This is a genomic window from Spongiimicrobium salis, assembly GCF_043678055.1.
Lineage (GTDB): Bacteria > Bacteroidota > Bacteroidia > Flavobacteriales > Flavobacteriaceae > Spongiimicrobium > Spongiimicrobium salis.
In genome coordinates this window covers 813561-834737 of the sequence record NZ_JBHEQA010000002.1, presented here as the reverse complement: position 1 = coordinate 834737, position 21177 = coordinate 813561, and the positions used below count along the sequence as shown (strand labels likewise).

Here is a 21177-nt window from a genome sequence, read left to right as displayed (position 1 = left end):
ACCCCAAATTTTATGAAATCAGTACAATATTGGCTGGGGCTTTTCGCCTTGGCAATAAGCGCTATTACCTATGCGCAGGAAGGTCCGCGGCCCGTTACGGCTGCACAGGCCATACAAAATCAAGGATACACCTTACAAGTAGGTGTTCCTTACCTTGGGGTAAGTACCCCAACGGCGGCACGAAACTCTCAAAGGGATATACGATTCCCCTGGGATGTATTATACCTCACTTCTACCTTTGGGGAATTGCCAGAGCAATTTAGCGTTTCTACGGGCTTTTATGGAGATCGTGTAGAACTCAATTGGCAGGTATTGAACAATCAAAATCTAATTACGGGTTTTCAAATTTTACGTAGAGAATTTACGGGAGTGCCCAATGACACTACTCCCTTTGAATTTGTAGCCAATGTATCTGCCTCTAGTTCTCGTTTTGATGATGAATTTATTGAAGGCGGGGTTTTATATGAATACAAACTATTGGCTTTAGGAATATTGCCTGAAGGAGAAGAAGTCTTTCTGCAAAATTTCATCAGCGGTATTGGTTTTCGTAACCCCACTGCCGTAGTTACCGGTAATATTAGCTTTGACGGTGGTACTCCGGTACAGCACGTTATTGTAGGGGCGGAACCCCAAGGAGCGTCGGTGAGTGCAGGCAGTAGTATTCTTATTCCTGCAAATACGGCACAAGGAATTTCCTTGGCCGATGATCAACTTGAAAATGCATTTAGTCTACAGGCTTGGGCAAAACAACCAACGAATCTGCCGGGACCTATTTCACTATTCAATCTTCCCGAGCTATCCAATGCTGCCGTAAGCATTGCGAGCATAACGGCCAACCAACTAACCATCGCCATTGGGCAAAGTCAATTTACATTGACGAATTTTTATCCAATAGGAGGTGTAGATGACCAAGGGAATCTTGCTCTGGCACCCATCAGTGATTTCCCCAACCGTTTTGTGCACTACACGGTTACTGTAGAAGCGGGAAGTGCGCCTAGATTGTATTTAAATGGAGTGGAGATCAATGAAGCGTTGGAAACTACGGTAAATGAATTTTTAAATGAAGCGGCCAATGGAAATACCAATGTGACCGAAATTGAAGTTGCTCTTAATACACAAAATTTCCCAACGTTTAATACCAATCAGCTACGTTTAGCGGGTAGCAATGCCTTATTTATGGATGAAGTTCGGGTATGGCAACGAGCCCTACAACCTGCGACTATTGCTACCAATTATCTACGCTATATTGGAGGGAACGATGCTGATCTGGCGGCCTATTATCGTTTTGATGAAGGATTGGGGACACAAGCCTATGACCTATCCCGTACCGGGTTTAATTTTAATCAAAATCATGTAGCCTTTGCCTCAAACGTTACATATACGAGCAATGAAGCCAGCAGGCCCACCAGTTCGCAGTTTGGCGTATTGGGGGTTACCGACGAAAATGGAAACTATGAAATTAGTGCCATCCCGTATTCTGGTAATGGGGAATCCTTTACGATTACGCCCCGTTTTGGCCTGCATGAATTTGATCCCAATCAACAATTGGTGTTTTTGGGAGCGGATGCTTCTGTGGCCAACAATATTGATTTTGTAGATATTTCTTCTTTTGAATTTAGAGGGAGGGTACTTTATGACAGTCGAGGGGTATTTCCAAATATTAGCAACGTACCCGATAGCGAAGTTAACTTTCAGTTGCTCGGTAGAGGATATAACAACTATTCGGTAAATGACAACGGCCAGACCAGAACGCTGAATCAGGGCGAGTTTTGGTTACCGGATGAGACTATAGATGCGCCAAGTATGGGTAACGTGACTTTTGAACGTTATGCACGAATCGGTGTAGAAGGGGCCAATGTCTTTATTGATGGACAAATTGTACTGGATGCCCAAAACCAGCCTATAGTAACGGATGCCGATGGAAATTTTGTAATCGAAGTGCCCATAGGTGAGCATGCTATTGAAGTACGGAAAGCAAACCATACGCTGGTACACAACGGTCGTTTTCCGGCAGGTACAGATTTGTTCAATTTCTTTCAAGATGCAGTAAGCCCGGTACAATTTATAGATACCACAAGAGTAGCCGTGGTAGGTAAAGTGGTCGGAGGTGCTGTAGAAGGAGCCAAACCCATAGGTTTTGGGGCTGATGGCTTGGAAACCGTAGAAATTTTTGATGAAAATGGTATTCCGGGAGATCCTCTGGAAGTAAGCTCTGTGAATAATATTGGGCAAGCTACGATACGTTTTGGCTATCAACCGAATGCCGGGACCATACAGCCCGCTACTACGGCAACAGTACAGACCAATTCTGAATCTGGGGAGTATCGTATAAATTTATTGCCCTTGCAATACCAGCTTAGGCATACCGATGTGGCGATTAACACCAATGATGCTATCCTATTAATTGACAATGGAACTACCGAACTGGTCAATTATGAAGAAGTGACGGCCGAAGAGCTATTGACGGTACCAAGTTTCACCTATGAAACCTATGATAATGGTCTTTTAGAGGAAAGAACCCTAGAGGGTGTCGCTTATAGTTATGAGCAAAACTTTATCTATCGTTCCAACCCTGAAATAGAGGTGGTGCAACAGACTTCCGATGAGGTAGTGCGTCTGGTAGAGAATAGGGGGCAGGAAGATGAAACCATCACCGAATTCAATACCGCGGGCATTCAGATCGGGGGGAATCCGGTCAATGTATATACCCAATTTGCGGAATATCAAATTGAATTGCGAAGTTTTGAGCGTTACGTCAATAATGATGGTCCGGGCAATGCTGTGGAGGATTTAGTTCCCATTGTTGATGGCGAGCTTAATGTGACCAATAACCTGGCTTTGGCAGGCTCCGAACGTGTAGTAACCGATGAAGAGGACAATAGTCTGCGCATCTATAGCTTTAAAGCAGGAATCCCGGCAGTAAGTGGTGACTTTACTAGAGCGATCAGTGCCAATTTACGTATAGGTACCATGGATTTCCCGGTTGGTGGAAATTTGTTTGTACCTCAAGGCATTATCCTAGGAGGGGCTTCTGATGGCAGTCAGACCTTTGTTACCGCTGGGCCGGACGTTCCGGACATCATTCTACGTGACCCTCCGGGATCAAATAGTTTTGCGGCTATTGAAGAAGGCACCACCTTTTCCTTTACCACGGAGTATAATTCAGCAAGTGAAAATACTATAGGTCTAGATGTAGAAATTAAGGCAGGTGTAACGGTAGCTGCTGGCGGTGGTTTGGCTGGTCCTGTTATTGAAAGTGAGTCTACCAATAACATTACTACGGGCATCAGTACTACCCTATCTTCAGAAGACGGGAACAGTGCCACCAAAACCTATAGTTTTTCTCAAACCATTGCTACTAGCAGTGATCCTAATTTTGTTGGGGCCGATGGGGATTTGTACATCGGACAATCGAAGAACTTCTTTTATGGCACCTTTAACAATGTGGTGCCCAGTATCACTAATTTGAATGGAAATGATGATGTACGTTTGACCAATGCTTCCAATGAAGAAATCTTTATTAGTTTACAAAGAGGATTTCAATTTGTAGAAGAACCCACAAATACCTTCTTTGTATTCTCCCAAAAGCAATTGTTGGAAACGGTCATTCCCGAACTGGAAGCTATTATTATGGCTATAGACAATGGGCAAATAGACCCAGAAACGGATGATACCGTACAACCCCGACCATTTTATGCAGAACAGATTCGCTTATGGCGTAAGGTGATCTTGGAAAATGAGCGCAGTAAATTTAGAGCGTTGAACGATCGTGAAGTGGTACGCGCTGAGGTACTTGCAGCAAATACGGACCCAGATTTTACTACTTTTATTGAAAATAATTTTCAGGATAACATCTCTTTTGATGCTGGGGTGGGCGAGTTTACCCGTAGTGTTGAAACTACTTCTGTAGTATCTAACCAATCCTCTTTTAGTGTAGCAATTGATGCTTCTTTAGCGGGTACCCTAGGCTTTGCCCTTAATGACACTGGTTTCTTGGTGAGTCCTTCGGTTTCGAACTCAAATAACGATACAGAAACCAATACGGAAGAACAGGAAAACACGACCACCATTAGCTACACCTTGCAAGACAATGATTTAGGGAACTTTTTAAGTGTTGATGTGATCAATCTATTTGATGGGAATGGACCTATATTTACCACCTTGGGCGGGAGAACTTCTTGTCCCTATGAAGGGCCAGAGTTATCCGTGTTTTATAATAATGGACTCTATCCCCAATTAACGGATGCGTCTCCTATTTCAGAATTGATCGGTGAGACAAGAGAGCGGTTAAATTTTGCCACTCAACGTAACGAAGTACCTTTGGTGACTGTAGGACAGGCTAGTGTAACGGGAATTCCTGTAGATACGAAGGCCGAATATCGATTAATACTAGAGAATAATACCGTTAGCGATACTGGAGCGGATTCCGACTTTTTACTGATTGTGGACAATACCACCAATCCAGATAATGCCATTTTTAACCTGGAACCTAATGGGACTATTCTACATGTTCCAGAAGGTGAACAAACGGAATTTTTGCTCACCTTGGAACCTGGTTCTGCTGAGGTCTTTGATTATGAGAATATTGTGGTCCGTTTAGAATCCTTATGCGATGGGGATGATGTGAGCAGTGAAATTGTAATATCGGCCACCTTTATCCCGGTCTGTACCCCGGTAAATCTACAAGCGCCCTTGGACAATTGGGTGTTTAACAGGCCTACCGCTGGTTTTGATGATGGGGATGAGCTTACCAATAGTCAGGCGATTCGTTTTAATGGCTTTAATGTGAACAGTTCCACTTTTGATCATATTGATCTGGAATTCCGTTCGGCCACATCACCCAACTGGACCCGTTTACAAACCTATTACAGGGATGAGGCCCGTTTAACGATGGAAATCAATGATAATGGCGCTGATCCTACAAGTGTGAGTCATTTGAACAATACCAATCAAGAGGTAAATTTCAACTGGGATATCGTTGGTTTAAACCTACAAGACGGGAGTTATGAAGTCCGAGTGGTAAGCCATTGTACCGATGGTTCCGAGTTTATTTCTGAGATTGCCAGAGGTACGGTGGATCTCAATGAACCACGCCGCTTTGAAACCCCAACCCCTATTGATGGCATCCTATCGGCAGGGGAGGACTTAAGGGTACGTTTCAATGAACCTATCTTCTTTAATTCGGCCATTAGCCAAATCGAGATTATGGGAGAGACCAATCAATTGGCCGTAAATAATGATGTATCCGTACGTTTTGCAGATTCGGCTAGTGAAGTCCGAATTGAACGACCGAACATTCAAAATGGAGATCTTAGTATTGAATTTTGGATGAAGGATGACACGGCTTCCTTCCCGGCCACCCTAGTACGTCAGGAAGGGGGAGTTGAAATCGGCCTGAATGCGGATGAGATCTATTTTACCATTGGAAACAGAACGGTCAGCGGAGGATATAACCGCGCTGATGACCTTTTCCATCACTATACGTTTACCTTTAGTGAAGAAAATCAGCAACTCGCTATCTATAGAGATGATCGGGTTGTGGCTTCGGAAAGCTTTGATGATGGTGTAATTTTAATCGCCAATAATGAAAGCATTGAAATTGGAGGTAGTAATTTTATTGGAAACCTACACGATTTCCGCCTATGGGGTGAGTTTATCACCCTAAATAGAGCCGTGGCCAATCAAAATGCACAATTGATTGGTAATGAGGCGGGACTATTGGGCTATTGGTCCATGCATGAGGGACATGGTCCCATTAGCCGAGATTTGGCACGCTTTAACCATGCGGTTGTCAATGCAAATTGGGATATTTTCCCGAATGGAAATTCGTACGAGTTTAGCGCCACGAATTACCTGAAGGCCTCGGGCATTGGATCCGTAGTATTAACGGATCAAATGGATGCCACGGTAAGTTTTTGGGTCAGGGCCAGCAGTGGACAAGGCGGTACTTTACTATCCAATGGTAGAGGGAATGGGGAAGATCCAGACCAATCCGATGGCAATGATAACAAATGGGCCATTAGCTTGAATACCAATGGAGATTTGGTGTTTGACAGTGAAGGACGGCAGTACGATTTAGCCATAAATCAATCCGTTAATGACGGGCAATGGCATCATGTGGCACTCCTTTTCAATAGACTGGGCGCCTTACAAACCTATATCGATGCCTCCTTGGTAAGCTCCAATAGTATAGAAAATATTGGAGGTTTTTCCGGTAACGCCTTATGGCTGGGCGCAAGAGGTTTTGTAAACTTGGCCAATCAGGAAACCATAGATCAACATTTTAGCGGGGAACTGGACGAAGTTCGTATTTGGAATTCCCTGCGATCCGCAAGTCAAATTGATAGAGACCGTTTTAACGAAGTGGATTTCAATACGATCGGACTTATTTTCAATAGCCGTTTCAATGCACCGGACCCGACCCAAAGTGGGGATAGTACGCCTACATTTGCCCAGCGTTTAAGTACAGGTGTGATATCCTTAGGTACTTTTGATATCATAGGCAATGAAAACTATTCGGAGAATACGCCTCCTATTAGGAGGGCGAGGAATATTGAAAACTTCAGTGTATCGCATATCATCAATGGGGATGAAATGATCATAGAGCCCTTATTGGCCAGTGAGGCCTTGGTAGAAGGACAGATTTTGGACATCACTGTGCATCGTATGTTCGATGCCGCAGGGAACCAACAGTTATCACCCATTACCTGGACGGCCTTTTACGAAAGAAATCCAATAGATTGGTTTGCGAATGGCTTTGTAGGAGAAACTGTGGATGCCACACAGACCTTGGGAACTTCAACCTCCTTTACGCTTACCCTCATGAATTCTGGAGGGCAACTGCAAGCTTATGAAATAGCTGATATCCCCAGTTGGTTGGTATTGGAAGAAACTGCTGGTTTCATAGAACCCAACAGCACCATAGAAATAGAGGCACGGATAGATGCTGAGTTGAGTGTGGGCGAGTATTTGGATAATATTCGTTTGATTACCGATTTTGGTTTCGACCAAAACCTGATATTGGATGTTCGTGTATTGGCTGAAGAACCTGAATGGGCAGTAGATCCAAATCAGTTTGATTTTGGGATGAATATCATAGGAGGGATACAGGTAGATGGGATACGCTCCGAAGATGTCTATGATAATGTGGCTGCCTTTGTGGGGGATGAAGTACGGGGTGTGGCCGATTTGGTCTTCGATCCAGATTTCAAGCAATACTTTGTATTCTTAACCGTATACAGTAATATTAGCGCCGGGGAAACCCTGACCTTCAGGATTTGGGATGCCTCTAGGGGGCAAGTGCTGGAGGCCTCTTTGGATGGGGACGCTTCTATTCCGTTTATCAACAATCAAGTAGTCGGTACGCTTTCCAATTCGGCCCTGTTCAGCAATACCCAAAATGTAGAGCAGGAGATTCATTTGAATAGTGGTTGGACCTGGGTGTCCTTGAACACCAATGACCCTAGATTTTCCGACCTGAATCTATTGACGGAAGGATTGAACCTGGCCACAGGAGATCGCATCTTGTCCCATGCTCCGGCACAAACGGATATCTATGAAGAAAACCCCAACGATCCCTCAAATGGGGAATGGGCGGGTACTATTAGTGCCAACGGAGGTTTAAGTTCTTCAAAAATGTACCGTGTTCGCCTGACAGAGGGGCAGACCCTGAACTTAAAAGGTCAGCCCGTGGATATCGATGAATTCAGTTTTGATATACAGGAAAATTGGAATTGGTTGCCTTATCCAATAGCCCGAAATGTATCTGTTAATGAAGCCATGGCATTATTTAGTGCCAGTGAGGGCGATTTGATCAAGTCACAGAATAGTTTTGCGATATATGATCCAGATTTGGGATGGAGGGGAACCTTAACCTCTTTGCGATCCGGAGAAGGGTATTTGATCCGGGCCACCCAAGCACAGAATTTTAAATATCCTGGGGCCCTGGTACTTTCCAGAAGTGCGCGCTATACGGCTACAATAGCCAAGGCCGATAAGGCATCAGGCTTGGATGGAAAATTAAGTGCCAAATCCAATGTTGATTTTGCCCAATATTCAACAAATATGAATGCTATCCTACAAATTCCCGATGCGTTTAGCGCCATTTATGCCTATGACGATAAGGGTAACCTAAGGGGAGAGGCACATAGGAAGGATGTTCCGGATAGTGAACTGTATTTTATGACCTTGTACGGTAATCAAGGGGATGACATCTATTTTAAACTGGGCAATGCAGACCAAAAAGTAGAGGTTAAAACCTCCGTAAGCTATACCGCAGATCAGTTACTAGGGTCATTGGAAAATCCTATCCAACTGGCTCCAGAAACCATACAAGGGACCACAGAAGAGTTCAAGATTTACCCGAACCCTTTTGAGTCCGAAGTATCCCTGAATTTTGTCGCCCAAGAGGCGCAACGGCTCATGGTGTATATCCATGATGTTACCGGTAAAACCGTATTTACAAAAGGGGTTGAAGCCCATAAAGGAACGAATAGCATTCCTATTTATCCACAACTGCCATCAGGGGTATACTTCCTGAAAACAACTGTGGACAATACTCCAATTACAATTAAATTAATTAAGAATTAAACGATATGACACCATTATTTAGAAGCATCATCGTCCTTATACTTTTTACGCTAGCGGCGCCTGTTGAAGCGCAGGTGCCCGACTGGCAGGTGAATGAAAACTCCTATGAATTTACCATGACCTTAACCGCATTTCTTCATGTTAATGGAAATGATCTTGCGGGTGCCAACCATAGGGTAGCGGCCTTTCACGGAAACGAGATCAGAGGGGTTTCGTCCCCTATAATCCAATCGGGCCAAGGTGACTACGTTGCCATCATGACGATTTTTTCCAATACCACGGACGAAGAGATCAACTTTAGAATTTATGATGCTGCAACCAATACGGTGGTAGAAGCCGCTACGAGTATCACCTTCGAAATCGATGCCAATATCGGTTCCCGATTTATGCCCCTTATCATATCCGATCAAGTTTTAAATGATGAAACAGCGATCCTTGATTTTGGTTTTGATAATGCAGAGGTGAATACGCTGAGCATACAAAATGGGAGCATTGCCATAGAGATAGAAGACGAGAGTCAAATTACCCAACTGGTGCCCAACTTTGTGCTAAGTGACGGAGCTCAATTGTTCAACTTGGAGCAAGAAGCCTTGCTTTCGGGGCAAGAACAGCTTGATTTCTCCAACCCCATACGTTTTCAGGTGCGGTCAGAAGACCGTTCCTCAACCCAGGATTGGATGGTTACCGTAAGTGTACGCCCAGAGCCTGTAGCCCGTTTTTACCGTAAAAACTCGGTTTGCTTTTTAAATGGGGAAATCAAAGTAGAATATTCCATTGAAAACGAATCCGTAAGCTTAAGGGCCGATAATTTTGATACCCAAATACAGCCCATATTTGAAGGCAGTACAATTTTCAGGGATGTGCCGGCGGGCACCTATACGGTAGAAGTTGGAGATATCATTAAAGAAATTACAATTGAATAAAAAATAGTGCGAATTATGAAGATCAAGATATATGCCTTAATAGGTAGCTTATTATTACTTATGGGCTGTTCAAAAGACGCAGAAGCGCCAACAACCGACATTCTCGGATTTATTGAATTTGTCAACGCCAATGGTTCTCCAATAGATGTGAATGATTGTGCACGGGTAGATTTGGACTATGGGGTACGCTTGTTGGTTACCGAGGTTGGTGCTGGGGCCAAACCCCCCACCACGGTAACCCTTAATGTAAATGGACAGACCTTTAGTCTAACCTTTAATAATTTAGGGGCAAAAATTGTTCCCGTGACCCTTGTGGAAGGCAAGAATCGGGTAGAAGTGGACAATTCGGAGCTCTCCGATGAAATTTTTATCCGATTGCCCCAATTGGCACAGGAATTTGAACTCGTCGAGTAGTATGGATAGGAGAAAGAGGCACTTGGTGTACCTCCGAACATCCTAGGAATACCAGTACGATTTTAGTTTTCCTTAAAGCCAAGATCCTAAAAATTAGAATCCCGCCCAGCGTATCCTGGGCGGGATTTTTCCTTTAAACCACATCATGAATGGCTATGGCATGTAGTAAAAACCTATTACAGGTTTAACCTTATAAGCTACTGTCTACGGCCATAGGAATCCATCATTTTGGGGATTAAAAGTGAACGGAATACCTAAAGCTTACTCCTGCGGTACACATTCCCCTTGTCCATTACATCCCCAGCCCGGTAAAAAGCAGAGTGGGGAATCGTCCAAACAATCAATGAAAAAGCCTCCTTTGATACGCACTTTCTCTTTTTTTTCCAATCGTTTTACGCCTTGCAGATTTAAAATTTGTTTTAACATCATGAATAATTTAAATAAATACGATATGCGAACACTTAAAGACACTCACATGCTATGTCTATAGGGCTATAATTTTGATGATCTTGGTCTTCCCGTTACTTGAAGCCTGTAGTTCTATTTTGGAATTCTATGGGTTATTGTTAACTACTATTGTTCCCTTTTGTTTTTTAGTACTTGTATTATATTTCTTTATAAATTGAAAGAAAAATAGGAGTATAAAAATAGGTTTAATTCTGTGATATCGTTTTATTTCAGATGTGTCAAAATTGCGTTTTGGGACAGCTAAAAACAAAATTTCAAAGGAACTGCCGCGGTTTATTACCACAAGCAGGGATGATGCCTAAGAGCTACTTAAAAAAGAATTTTAGTAATATTTGCTAAATAGTGTAAAGGATGCTTGGTGCTTCTGTATAGGGAAGTCTTTGTTTTAAAAAAAATGACTTTTAAAAGGTATGAAGAATGGGAGAAGTCTTCAGATTCGAACGTAGACCGATATACTATAATTGTAGTTGTACATTGTCATGCAACGTACTTTTTAGCATATTGTTTCTTCAATTTCGTCTTTGTCAGTTTCCTTATGTCTTGTCGAACACTTGCTTATTTGCTCTTCGCTCGGTTCAAGCTTAAATTCAAATCCGAGTTGTGGTTCAGCGTAAATTTTATTTTTTTTAAACTGGCTTATCCAATTTTCAAAATCCTCTAGTATGTTGAAGTCTTCAATTCTCAGATGGCCTTGATTTTTCTTTATAATCCGATTAAGGTTTTGGGGAATTACTCTTGGTTCTTCTCCGAAATAATAAAATTCAGTTGATAATAAAGCATTATTACCGCTTAAATCTCTCTTTACATTTAATTCATTATGAACTCCTTTTCTTAAAGTTGGCTCGTTCGATTTGGAATAATCGTAAATACAATCTCCCATTCTTTTCCGCCAATCTTTACTAAACCATGATGGAATTTTTTCAGTCAGTTTTTCAGAGCATAATTCATCATATTCGGAAAGCGTCAATTTATCAGTAATGCGCATTGCATACACTAAGCTATCTGATAAATCATATGTTTTTCCGTCTTTAAGTTTTGAATTTTTTGAACCTGTTCCGATAACCCAATCACCAATTCGAGCTGTTCGTCTTATGGCAGGTTTACAAATTGTCAAAGTGCAGATTTTCCAAAATGGATTTGGTGCAGCACCATCATCAAATCTAAGTACGTAAGAGTATATTCTTGTCAAATTTCAATTCGGTTTTTGGGTATGTTGCACAGCGGTTTGGGCATGATTTCTTTGCGATAAATAATAGGATAGAAAATAGGAGAGGAACCTTAATTCAACCTTTTAATGCTGTTGCGGATAGTTAATCATATTTTAAGAATTTAAAGAGTATTCAAGTAAGTATTGAGGTCCTGATCTTTATTTAAGTTCAGTTTTTTCTTCAATCGGTACTTAGATTTTAATATGCTATCAGGTAATACATTTAACATTGAGGCGATTTCCTTTGTTGTTAAATTCATGCGTAAAAATGAAGCTAAGCGTATTTCCTTTTCTGAAATATCTTTTGCTATCGATTTTATTTTTTCATCAAAATTATTATGCACTTCAGAGAAATAACTTTTAAACACTTCCCAATCTTTATCTTCGGCACTTTCTTTTTTAAGAAGCATTACCAAGCGTCTAAATTCAACTTGAAACAATTCTGGTGATTTCTTAATCTTTTCCAAGTTTTCTTTGAGCTCCTGGATAAACGTGCTCTTTTGTACCAGATGCAAGGTCTGAGAGGCTAGTTCCTTCTTTTTAAAGGCAATCTCTTGTTTGTATATGGTTTCTTGCTTTTCACGCTCTATCCGGTTCTTTTTAATACGTTGCTTAAACCCAAAATAAAGTAGCCCAGCAATGGCAATAAAAGAAAACATACCAATACCATATAGTGTTTTGGTGAGCTTGTCGTTTCTTGCTTGCGCATTTAGAGTCTTTATTTCTTCATCTTGTAATGCAATCTCAGCTTCCTTTTTCTCTGTTTCATAAATGGTTTTTAGTTCTTCAACAGCATTGATTTTTTCTATATTATAAATAGAATCATTTATTTTTTTACTTTCCTTATAACTAATTAATGCCTCTTTGTGTTGATTCATTTTTTCAAGCACTATGGATTTATCTAAATAAGATGCTCTTAATACATTTGGATAGCTATTGTTCTTGGAGATGATAATGCTTTCATCTAAGTATTTAATGGCCTTTGCATACTCCTTTTTCTCATAATAAGATTTTCCTAAATGTCCTAATGTCGTTGCTTCATTAGATACAGATCCAATCGATTTCCATAAATCGTAACTGTCATTTAAGTAGTTAATGGATTTATCATAATTCTGCTTTTCAAATTCAATAACACCATAGTTTTTATAAATCCTAGCAATATTTGGTTTGTACTTCAGCTGTTCAGATAGAATTAAAGATTCTTTAAGGTTTTCTTCTGCATCCTTATAGTTCTTAAGGTTTATCTGAGAGTGTGCAATGAAATTAAGCGCTTGAGCCTTATTCTTAACATTGTTTACTTTATCATAGTAGGAAATACTTTCTTCGTAGGTTTCAATTGCTTTTTGGTGATTCTCTGTGAGATTGTACAATCTAGCTATTTGTAATAAATCGTCTGCGATTCTGAAATCATCCTTTATTTTCCTATGCCCATCCAAAGCCTTGAAGCTTTCTCTAAGACCAATTTCAAAAAAACCTTCTGTCATGGCAATTTTACCACTAATGAGGTACGCATTGCATAGGTGAAGCGTATCGTTATACTTTTGGAAAACAGGAATATTGATTTCCATTATCTCTTTGGCTTTTTGTGAATTCCCTTGATAATGCTCTGTAATTCCAATATTATGTCTAATTACTGCAGCGCGTAGTGTGTCTCTAATTTTAAGGTATTTATTCACTGAATTATTCAAATTATACATAGCAGAATCGATCTGCCCTAAGCCATAAAAATAATTGGCTTTTTGTGCAAATAATTTGGCTAATCCTCTTTCATTATTTGAGGTTGAATATAAATTCTCTGCTTTTTTTAGGTAATCATTTGTCTTCTTTTGATCATTATACATGGTGAGATTAGAAAGCTGTAAATAGGAATTGGCTTTAATCGAATCAATTTTAGTGCTTTCAACGAGTTTTATTAAGCTGTCAATTTTCTGCTGACGTTGAGCCAATAGATTAACCGAAAAGCATAAGGCAATGATTACAAGAGCGCGTATAGTCATAATGGGTTGGTTTAGTAATCTAGCACAACGAAGATAACTTATTTTAAAGTGCATTTGACAGTAGAATCGTCCCTTGAGATAGTTTTGAATATGTCTTGTCCACAGTTTGTCCATATTAAAAATAAAATAATACAAACATAAAATGTTGATTTACAAATGTTTGTAATTTTTTTGATGTACTGTTTTAGATATAGGATATATGGTTTTTTAATGGTGATGTCCATACTTTGTCCATGCCTAAAATTAGATTTTAGTGACTTGTGCGTCTAGTTTTGAATCAGAAACAATTCGCAAAATTTATTTATTATGAAAACAACTGTAACAATTTTGAAATGTATTATTATGAGTACTTTATTTATCATTTCTGTAGGATGTAGTGAAGATGATGTCACTAATCCTGGACCTGGTGACGGCGAAATAGTTGAACTAAGTGGTATTACGGCAGATGAACTCGAAAATTACCAAGGAGATATCGGATTAAGTATAGATGTTAGGAGTTTGATAAAGAAAGGGTATAATCCTATAAAGGCTGTCTTGGATTTTGATGCATCTACAGGAGATTATGACCAAGAACTTACAATAGACCCATATACCAACATTATACAATATTCCGTGAGAGTGGAAGATTTATCTAAGGATGCAGAGGATGAGTTAAGAAATGGGGTGCCATTAAGTGTTGCTATACTCGATGAGAATGACTCAGAAATTGTCTCTGAATCCTATAGTATTTTGTCTTTAGAAGAAAATGGTAACGATGTCCATATAGATGGGAACGAGTTAGCATATAATAATGTTGAATTAGAATTTAAATTAGATATGCCACATTTTTTACAAACCGTAGATGCTAATGGCAATTATGGCATCAATGTAGTAGAGAAACCTGCGAGTGCTGTAACGACGAGTACTACTTTGTTTGAAGATTATTCAGAATTTAAAGCTACTTGGTCAAACCACCAATACTATTTTTATAAATATCCCAATGAGGAAAATGTATTTTCTATCTGGAGTAAGCATACAAATAGGTATTTACAGATTAGCAATGAGCAATTAACTTTTAGACAAAATGGTAATGCGGTTCATCCTGATGGTATACAAAACAATACGCTTGGTGATGATTATAAATTCAGGATAAAAAGAGAGGAAAATGGTTTATACACTATAAGACGCTATAGTACTAATGAGCCTTTGAGACGCAGACCTAATGGCACTGGCCTATTATATTGGATAGCCTACCCACTCGACCAATATGAAATTCAATACTTTAGAATATTGGCTTTAGATGTACAATGGGATTTTCAAGAACTTGAAACTAAATATTTAAACCCAATTTTGCCATCAGTAGATACTTCATTTGGTTTTAACAGTACGTTATTAAACTGCGGAAATGGCAGTTTATCTCAAGAAGTAGGCATACAACGAGAGGTCACTACTTCTAGAACAGTTGGATGGGAAGAGTCTATTTCAATTAGTTCTAGAGAAGAGTTCGGTGGTTCAATAACAGTTGGCGTAGAAGCAGAAGCTAATTTCTTTGGAGGTTCTGTAACGGCAAATGCTGAAGCTACCTCGACGTATAACTTTTCACAAGAAGTAACTTCTTCACAATCACAATTTGAAGAGATGGGCTCAGAAGAAACAAATTCATACTTTTCTCTTCGTACCGTCGATGTTCCCTCGGGAAGCGCATCTTTGGTTTATGATGCCTACCAGACGTATTCAAATGTTAAAATACCTTTTGTTAAACGGTTCAGAATATTTGCAAATCAGATTGACCCGTTTAACAATAATGCATTAGCCGGCAATCTTTCTGGGACTGAAATAGCAACTCAATTAAGAGTTACCAATTTTAGAGGAACTATAACCGAAATTGCGTCGGATTATATAGAGGTTACGCTTCGAGGAACATCTGTACTAGACAATATGGTACATACTCAAAGTGAGATAAGAGATGTTGCAGCGGATTGTGACTAATATTGCTAGCAATTAAAGGGGTAGAAGCAGTCGCAACTACCCTTTTTTAAACAAAATTCGACAAAATGAAAACAAAAATATATTTAGTAATCATATTATTGTCAATGAAATTATGTTTTGGTAAATTTTTCTAAAGAATTTTATCATTGGTTCATGGTTGGTCATAATGAAGTACAACGGTTTCGTATAACTCTCAGTTACGATTTAATATGTGTTAATTTTCGGATTAAACACAGACTTTAGTAATTATAAGTGGATTCGGAGGTAGTCGAATCCGCCGTAATTGCAGTTATACATTGTTGTGCTTAGTTTTTTTATTTTGACCTAACGCCAAGTAGTTCTTTTTCTAATCTTACAATTTCAAATTTTCTAATTAAATTCATCTCTAAATCAAAAATTGCTACTTCCTTAGTTGAGGAATCCAATATCCATTTCCCTGGCTTCATTGAATTTATATCAGTTGGTCCAATCCTTAGATAATTACATTTTCCATCTGCATTGAAATTCATTTGGTTCCTTGCTCTCATTGCCCATTTATTTGGAAAAGATTCATTGTTACAAGGTCTGTAAACAGTCATATCGTCAAAAAGCTCACTTTCTTCAGGATAGTGTTTCCAGCATCCAATTAAATCCGACTGTTTTAAGGAACTATTTTGTCCAATTGCAGTATGAATAAATAAAAGAAATAGAATAGATGAAATTGTATTTTTCATTCTATTTATTCGGCAAATATCGAGCCAAATTAAGCACAACTTAGGAATATGGATCATATGATCTATATATCTTTTATGTGAGGAACAAATCGGTTTGAAATGTTCTGATAATACATATATTGTTGTGTAGGAAATTAATTATAATGTATCAACTTTTTAGTACAACGATAATAGAAAATATAAAAGCACCTGTACCACCCAAGGCTTTGAGGCAAACAACCAATTCAAATATGAAATTATAATTCAGAGTACAAGATACAATTGCCAATCGGTAGAAAATCGAGTTTAGTACTAAGCGGAGAAAGAGGGATTACTTTCTGTGTTCCCTCAATCTTAGCTCGTGACAATAAAGCTCAAAATTGCGATGGCAATTTTCGACTTTTTCATCTTATTCCATGTAGTCAAACTGCGTTTGCGACATTCCTTAAAATAAAAAAGCCCAATATCCAAGGGATATTGAGCTTTGCTCTAAGCGGAGAAAGAGGGATTCGAACCCCCGGAGGTGTGACCCTCAACAGTTTTCAAGACTGCCGCATTCGACCACTCTGCCATTTCTCCAAGTGTCTGTTGCGTTTGCCTTTTGGCGGACTTGCCCGCCAGAAGAGGAAAGTTTACTTCCCCATAGGCGGGTGCAAATATAATAACCTTTTTCTGTTTCCTAAAAATTTTCTTCCTTTTTTATTTGTCCGATATCTAATATTAATTGCTTTTTTGCCCTTATTTTTGTGGTATGGAAGAATGGTACCATTACCCCTTACTAATTGCAGTGGGTTTCGCTGTGGGATTTATCAATACCATGGCTGGGGGAGGGTCTTTATTATCACTTCCGGTACTAATATTTTTGGGACTTCCTCCAAGTGTGGCCAACGGTACCAATAGAGTGGCGATCGTGATCCAAACGGCCTTGGCCACCGCAGGATTCAAGAGCAAGGGCGTATCCACTTTTCCCTTCAATGTCTATTTAGGGATTTCGGCCTTGATCGGAGCCATTATTGGAGCCACGATTGCCGTAGATATTAAAGGAGAAACCTTCAATAAGATTCTGGCCATTGTGATGGTCGCCGTAGTGCTCATTATTATTTTTATGCCCAAGGTAGATTTGAAGAACCTCCAGGAACGTGTTACGGGTAAATACCTCTGGTTGGGCATCCTAGCTTTTTTCTTTTTTGGGATTTATGGCGGATTCATTAATGCCGGACTGGGATTTATCATGATTTTATTCTTACATTATGTGAATCATATGTCCTTGGTACGCGTAAATGCTACCAAAGTGTCTGTAGTGTTTATTTATACCTTATCGGCGATTGCCGTATTTGCTTTGAACGATAAGGTCGATTGGAAAGTGGGATTGATTCTGGCTATAGGAAATGGTTCTGGAGCTTGGTTTTCCAGTAGATTTTCCGTTTCCAAAGGAGATGGATTTATAAAAAAGTTTTTAGTGGTCGTGGTGATTGCCATGGCCATTAAACTATGGTTTTTTAATACGTGATTTAAAATAATTGGGATGGATACAATTGAATATTTGGAGTGGCGCTATGCGGTTAAAAAGTTTGATGCAGCTAAAATATTGCCCGCTTCAGCGCTAGATCGTTTAAAAAAAGCTTTTAATCTTACGGCCACTTCCTATGGATTACAGCCCATAAAACTCGTGGTCATTCAGAATAAGGCCTTGCAGGAACAATTGGTGCCCCATTCCTATCACCAACAACAAGTAGCCCAGGCTTCCCATCTTTTGGTCATTTGTATCAATAAAACCATTGATGAACCCTATATCAACACCTATTTTGAACGGGTAAAGCAATTACGAAATACAAGTGACGAGATTCTGGATCCTTTTAAAGCCTCTTTGGTCAAAAGCTTTTCTGCTAAAACTGAAGAAGAAATCAAACAATGGGCCATTAATCAGGCTTATTTGGCCCTTGGAAACCTGTTGACGGTCTGTGCAGTGGAAAAAATAGATGCTTGCCCCATGGAAGGTTTCGTTCCTGCAGCTTACGATCAGGCTCTTGGATTGGAAGCTTACGACCTCAATGCGGTTTTGGCCTTGCCCATAGGGTACCGGGCAGCGGACGATATGTTTGCTGATTTTAAAAAGGTGCGAAAAACCATGGAGGAAAGTATTCTGGAACTTTCCTAAAATCCGAAAACTTTGGGCGACTAAACTTTAAAGCTCACGAGATGGGCTAGTAGGGGACATATTCGGTAATCTCCAGGCCATAACCAACCATTCCCACGCGTTTTGCTTGTTCGGTATTCGTTAATAGGCGAATCTTGGATACTCTAATATCGTGAAGGATCTGCGCCCCAACCCCGAAATCTTTGGCATCCATATCTATTTTTGGTGCTTTGTACACTCCGGTATCCTGCAATGCCTTCAATTCTGATAAGCGTCCCAAGAGATTCAATACTTGTGATTCCTGATTGATAAAAACAAAGGCTCCTTTTCCTTCGGCATTGATGGCCTTGAACATTTCCTCCAATTTCTTGTCCGGATTGTTGGTCAGGGTCCCCAAAATATCATTATTGACCAAAGTGGCATTGATTCTCGTTAAGACAGGTTCATCGGCAGCCCAAGTACCTTTGGTCAGGGCAATATGCACCTGATTGTTGGTGGTTTGTTTATACGCACGCAATCTGAAATCCCCAAAACGGGTGGTAATGGTAAAATCTTCTTTCTTTTCAATCAGACTGTCGTGCTCCATGCGATAGGCCACCAAACTTTCGATAGAGATGATCTTAAGGTCAAATTTTTTGGCCACCTCCATCAATTGGGGCAAACGAGCCATGGTACCGTCTTCGTTCAGAATTTCCACCAAGATTCCGGCAGGTTTAAATCCGGCCAAACGTGCCAGATCAATAGAAGCCTCGGTATGTCCTGTTCTACGTAATACTCCGCCCTCTTTGGCCCGCAAAGGGAAAATATGTCCTGGTCTTCCCAAGTCATGGGGTTTGGTATCTTCCTCAACTAAAGATTTAATGGTTTTGGAACGATCATGTACGGAAATTCCTGTAGTACAACCATGTCCGATGAGATCCACAGAGACCGTAAATTGTGTTTGGTGCAGTACGGTATTGTTCTGTACCATCATATCCAATTGAAGCTCCTTGCAACGATCCTCGGTCAAAGGGGCACAAATAAGCCCACGTCCTTCTTTGGCCATGAAATTGATCATTTCCGGGGTCACCTTTTCGGCAGCGGCAATAAAGTCCCCTTCATTTTCTCGATTTTCATCGTCTACGACAATGATTACCTTGCCTGCCTTAATATCGGCAATGGCATCTTCTATGGTATCCAGTTCAATTTTTTTACTCGTACTTGTAATCATATCTCAGAAACCTTATTTTTCTTTTTAAACAATTTTTTGAAGAAATCTCCAATCACTCCTAAATCTACCAAACCTCGATCGGCAGTGGCCCTTCTCGTAAGAAAGATACCCAAAGGTAACATTATTAATGTTGGCAACCATGCGCCAAATATGGGATGGATATTTCCTTCCTTGGCATAATTCCCTGAGAACACGCCCAGAAAGTAATAGGTCAAGAATAAAATAATGGCAATAACCATGGGCAAACCAAGCCCTCCTTTTCGGATAATGGCCCCTAAGGGAGCCCCAACAAAGAATAAAATGATACAAGATAGGGCAAGGGCAAATTTTTTGTGATAGGATAGAATATGCAAATTGTAGCGTTTATAGCCATTTTGAATTTCTTTCTTTTTGGCTTCAATGGTATTCAATGCATTGGTGGTAAAATTCTTTGCCGATGTCACCAATTGTACCCGTTGCCAGTCTTTATAGAGGCGTACAACATCTTCTACAGGAATATCTGGTATTTCTCCTTTGGGAATGGAATCATAGGTTTTTTCTTCCATCTCAAGGGCTAGAGCCGTAGTATCTTGAGCCACAGAATCTATGGTTTTCTTCACCTGGATGAAGGCACTATTGGTGGCGACATTTCTTTTTTTGCCCAAAGTGTCGTTTTGTCCTGTATTGGCCACACTGATAAAAGCGCCCATCCGTGAAGAAATGTTTCGGGAAAAAGAATTCACCACCTTTAGATTGTATTTCTTAATGGAATCGATATCTTTTACCAAGCGGGAAATGTTCTTCATTTTATCGGTACTCACATTGCGCTCTTCTTCCAGATCAACGTCATTCAGACCAGAAATATCCTTATTGATGGTATAAACTTTAAAATATGATTTCCGAAAGGGATTGGTCTTCTTCTCCTCGGCAGTTCTGGCGGGAGAGGTTTCATAATAGTTTCCGTCTTTAAGTACCAATTGAAGAATATCGGACTTTTCACTACTGATCAATTCCCCTTCCTTGGCTTTTATTACGGTAGTATTGACCCCGGTTTTTGATTTCTGATGTATAATGACATTTTCCAGAAAGCGATCGTTCTCACCATATTTACGATCTACTTTCATATTCATATTGGTGCCTTCCAAATCGCTGAAAACCCCTTCCGTAATGATAGCGGCGGGTTTTACCTTGGCAATATTCTTTCTAAGGTTATATATTTTTTGTTCAGAGGCGGGAATCACACTATTGGCAAAATAAAAGGTGACAAAGGCAAGAAATACCACAAATACGATTAAACTGCGCATGGCCCGTTGCAACGAAATCCCAGAGGCCTTCATAGCGGCAAACTCATAATTTTCGGCAAAGGTTCCAAAGGTGAGGATAGAGGAGAGCAACACGGTTAAGGGCAATACCTTTTCCGTAAGATTGGGCATCAAATAGAATAGGAATTTACCAATAATGATAATATCCAGCCCTTTCCCTGCTAAATCGTCTATAAATAACCAGATCGTTTGAAAGATAAAGATGAACATCAATATCACAAACGAACTGAAAAAATTAAATAGAAACCTCCCTAATATATAGCGGTCTAAT

General features: G+C 40.0%; 12 protein-coding genes and 1 tRNA gene. 6 read left to right on the top strand and 7 right to left on the bottom strand.

Annotated features, from left to right (window positions below):
* The first annotated feature begins 12 nt into the window (after positions 1-12).
* The 3 genes from ACEXOE_RS12950 to ACEXOE_RS12940 are packed head-to-tail and all read left to right on the top strand — an operon-like array spanning position 13 to position 9926.
* Positions 13-8589 carry a LamG-like jellyroll fold domain-containing protein gene (locus ACEXOE_RS12950; RefSeq protein ID WP_394749231.1) on the top strand — a complete coding sequence of 2859 codons (8577 nt, stop codon included), beginning with the start codon at positions 13-15 and terminating at the stop codon, positions 8587-8589.
* A gap of 5 nt (positions 8590-8594) precedes the next feature.
* Complete coding sequence (locus ACEXOE_RS12945) at positions 8595-9512, top strand: hypothetical protein (RefSeq protein WP_394749230.1); 918 nt, start codon at positions 8595-8597, stop codon at positions 9510-9512.
* A gap of 15 nt (positions 9513-9527) precedes the next feature.
* The gene (locus ACEXOE_RS12940; protein ID WP_394749229.1) at positions 9528-9926 is read left to right on the top strand and encodes a hypothetical protein; all 399 of its coding nucleotides are present in this window, start codon (positions 9528-9530) and stop codon (positions 9924-9926) included.
* 261 nt (positions 9927-10187) lie between these two features.
* Here ACEXOE_RS12940 and ACEXOE_RS12935 read toward each other — a convergent pair whose 3' ends face one another.
* The 3 genes from ACEXOE_RS12935 to ACEXOE_RS12925 form a co-directional block, all read right to left on the bottom strand.
* Positions 10188-10355, bottom strand: coding sequence for a hypothetical protein (locus ACEXOE_RS12935; protein WP_394749228.1), 168 nt, complete (start codon positions 10353-10355; stop codon positions 10188-10190).
* Positions 10356-10887: 532 nt separating this feature from the next.
* Positions 10888-11583, bottom strand: coding sequence for an Nmad2 family putative nucleotide modification protein (locus tag ACEXOE_RS12930; protein WP_394749227.1), 696 nt, complete (start codon positions 11581-11583; stop codon positions 10888-10890).
* 140 nt (positions 11584-11723) lie between these two features.
* Positions 11724-13598, bottom strand: coding sequence for a tetratricopeptide repeat protein (locus tag ACEXOE_RS12925; RefSeq protein ID WP_394749226.1), 1875 nt, complete (start codon positions 13596-13598; stop codon positions 11724-11726).
* A gap of 306 nt (positions 13599-13904) precedes the next feature.
* On the opposite strand from ACEXOE_RS12925, the gene ACEXOE_RS12920 reads away from it, so the two are divergent.
* A complete protein-coding gene (locus tag ACEXOE_RS12920) occupies positions 13905-15566 on the top strand; it encodes a hypothetical protein (protein ID WP_394749225.1) in 1662 nt (553 codons plus the stop codon).
* A 314-nt stretch (positions 15567-15880) separates the two neighbouring features.
* Here the strand turns inward: ACEXOE_RS12920 and ACEXOE_RS12915 are convergent, their stop codons facing one another.
* Together ACEXOE_RS12915 and ACEXOE_RS12910 are read right to left on the bottom strand one after the other, a co-directional pair.
* Positions 15881-16279, bottom strand: a complete 399-nt coding sequence (locus tag ACEXOE_RS12915) for a hypothetical protein (RefSeq protein ID WP_394749224.1) — start codon at positions 16277-16279, stop codon at positions 15881-15883.
* A gap of 473 nt (positions 16280-16752) precedes the next feature.
* Positions 16753-16837: transfer RNA gene (locus tag ACEXOE_RS12910), tRNA-Ser, on the bottom strand.
* Between the two features lie 172 nt (positions 16838-17009).
* Between ACEXOE_RS12910 and ACEXOE_RS12905 the strand changes: the two genes are divergently transcribed.
* Together ACEXOE_RS12905 and ACEXOE_RS12900 are read left to right on the top strand one after the other, a co-directional pair.
* Positions 17010-17768 (top strand): sulfite exporter TauE/SafE family protein, encoded by a 759-nt coding sequence (locus ACEXOE_RS12905; protein WP_394749223.1) that lies wholly within the window; start codon positions 17010-17012, stop codon positions 17766-17768.
* 15 nt (positions 17769-17783) lie between these two features.
* Positions 17784-18416 carry a nitroreductase family protein gene (locus ACEXOE_RS12900; protein WP_394749222.1) on the top strand — a complete coding sequence of 211 codons (633 nt, stop codon included), beginning with the start codon at positions 17784-17786 and terminating at the stop codon, positions 18414-18416.
* Between the two features lie 46 nt (positions 18417-18462).
* On the opposite strand, the gene ribB is transcribed toward ACEXOE_RS12900, so the two are convergent.
* The gene (ribB, locus tag ACEXOE_RS12895; RefSeq protein WP_394749221.1) at positions 18463-19605 is read right to left on the bottom strand and encodes a 3,4-dihydroxy-2-butanone-4-phosphate synthase; all 1143 of its coding nucleotides are present in this window, start codon (positions 19603-19605) and stop codon (positions 18463-18465) included.
* Positions 19602-21116 (bottom strand): LptF/LptG family permease, encoded by a 1515-nt coding sequence (locus ACEXOE_RS12890; protein WP_394749220.1) that lies wholly within the window; start codon positions 21114-21116, stop codon positions 19602-19604. Before ACEXOE_RS12890 ends, ribB begins: the two co-directional genes overlap by 4 nt.
* Positions 21117-21177 lie beyond the last annotated feature (61 nt).

What these genes read in the sequence shown, in the direction of transcription:
- ACEXOE_RS12890 (WP_394749220.1), bottom strand. Translation starts at nt 21,116, where the DNA reads ATGTTCATCTTTATCTTTCAAACGATCTGGTTATTTATAGACGATTTA.
- ACEXOE_RS12940 (WP_394749229.1), top strand. Translation starts at nt 9,528, where the DNA reads ATGAAGATCAAGATATATGCCTTAATAGGTAGCTTATTATTACTTATG.
- ACEXOE_RS12915 (WP_394749224.1), bottom strand. Translation starts at nt 16,279, where the DNA reads ATGAAAAATACAATTTCATCTATTCTATTTCTTTTATTTATTCATACT.
- ACEXOE_RS12950 (WP_394749231.1), top strand. Translation starts at nt 13, where the DNA reads ATGAAATCAGTACAATATTGGCTGGGGCTTTTCGCCTTGGCAATAAGC.
- ribB (WP_394749221.1), bottom strand. Translation starts at nt 19,605, where the DNA reads ATGATTACAAGTACGAGTAAAAAAATTGAACTGGATACCATAGAAGAT.
- ACEXOE_RS12905 (WP_394749223.1), top strand. Translation starts at nt 17,010, where the DNA reads ATGGAAGAATGGTACCATTACCCCTTACTAATTGCAGTGGGTTTCGCT.
- ACEXOE_RS12925 (WP_394749226.1), bottom strand. Translation starts at nt 13,598, where the DNA reads ATGACTATACGCGCTCTTGTAATCATTGCCTTATGCTTTTCGGTTAAT.
- ACEXOE_RS12900 (WP_394749222.1), top strand. Translation starts at nt 17,784, where the DNA reads ATGGATACAATTGAATATTTGGAGTGGCGCTATGCGGTTAAAAAGTTT.
- ACEXOE_RS12920 (WP_394749225.1), top strand. Translation starts at nt 13,905, where the DNA reads ATGAAAACAACTGTAACAATTTTGAAATGTATTATTATGAGTACTTTA.
- ACEXOE_RS12945 (WP_394749230.1), top strand. Translation starts at nt 8,595, where the DNA reads ATGACACCATTATTTAGAAGCATCATCGTCCTTATACTTTTTACGCTA.
- ACEXOE_RS12935 (WP_394749228.1), bottom strand. Translation starts at nt 10,355, where the DNA reads ATGATGTTAAAACAAATTTTAAATCTGCAAGGCGTAAAACGATTGGAA.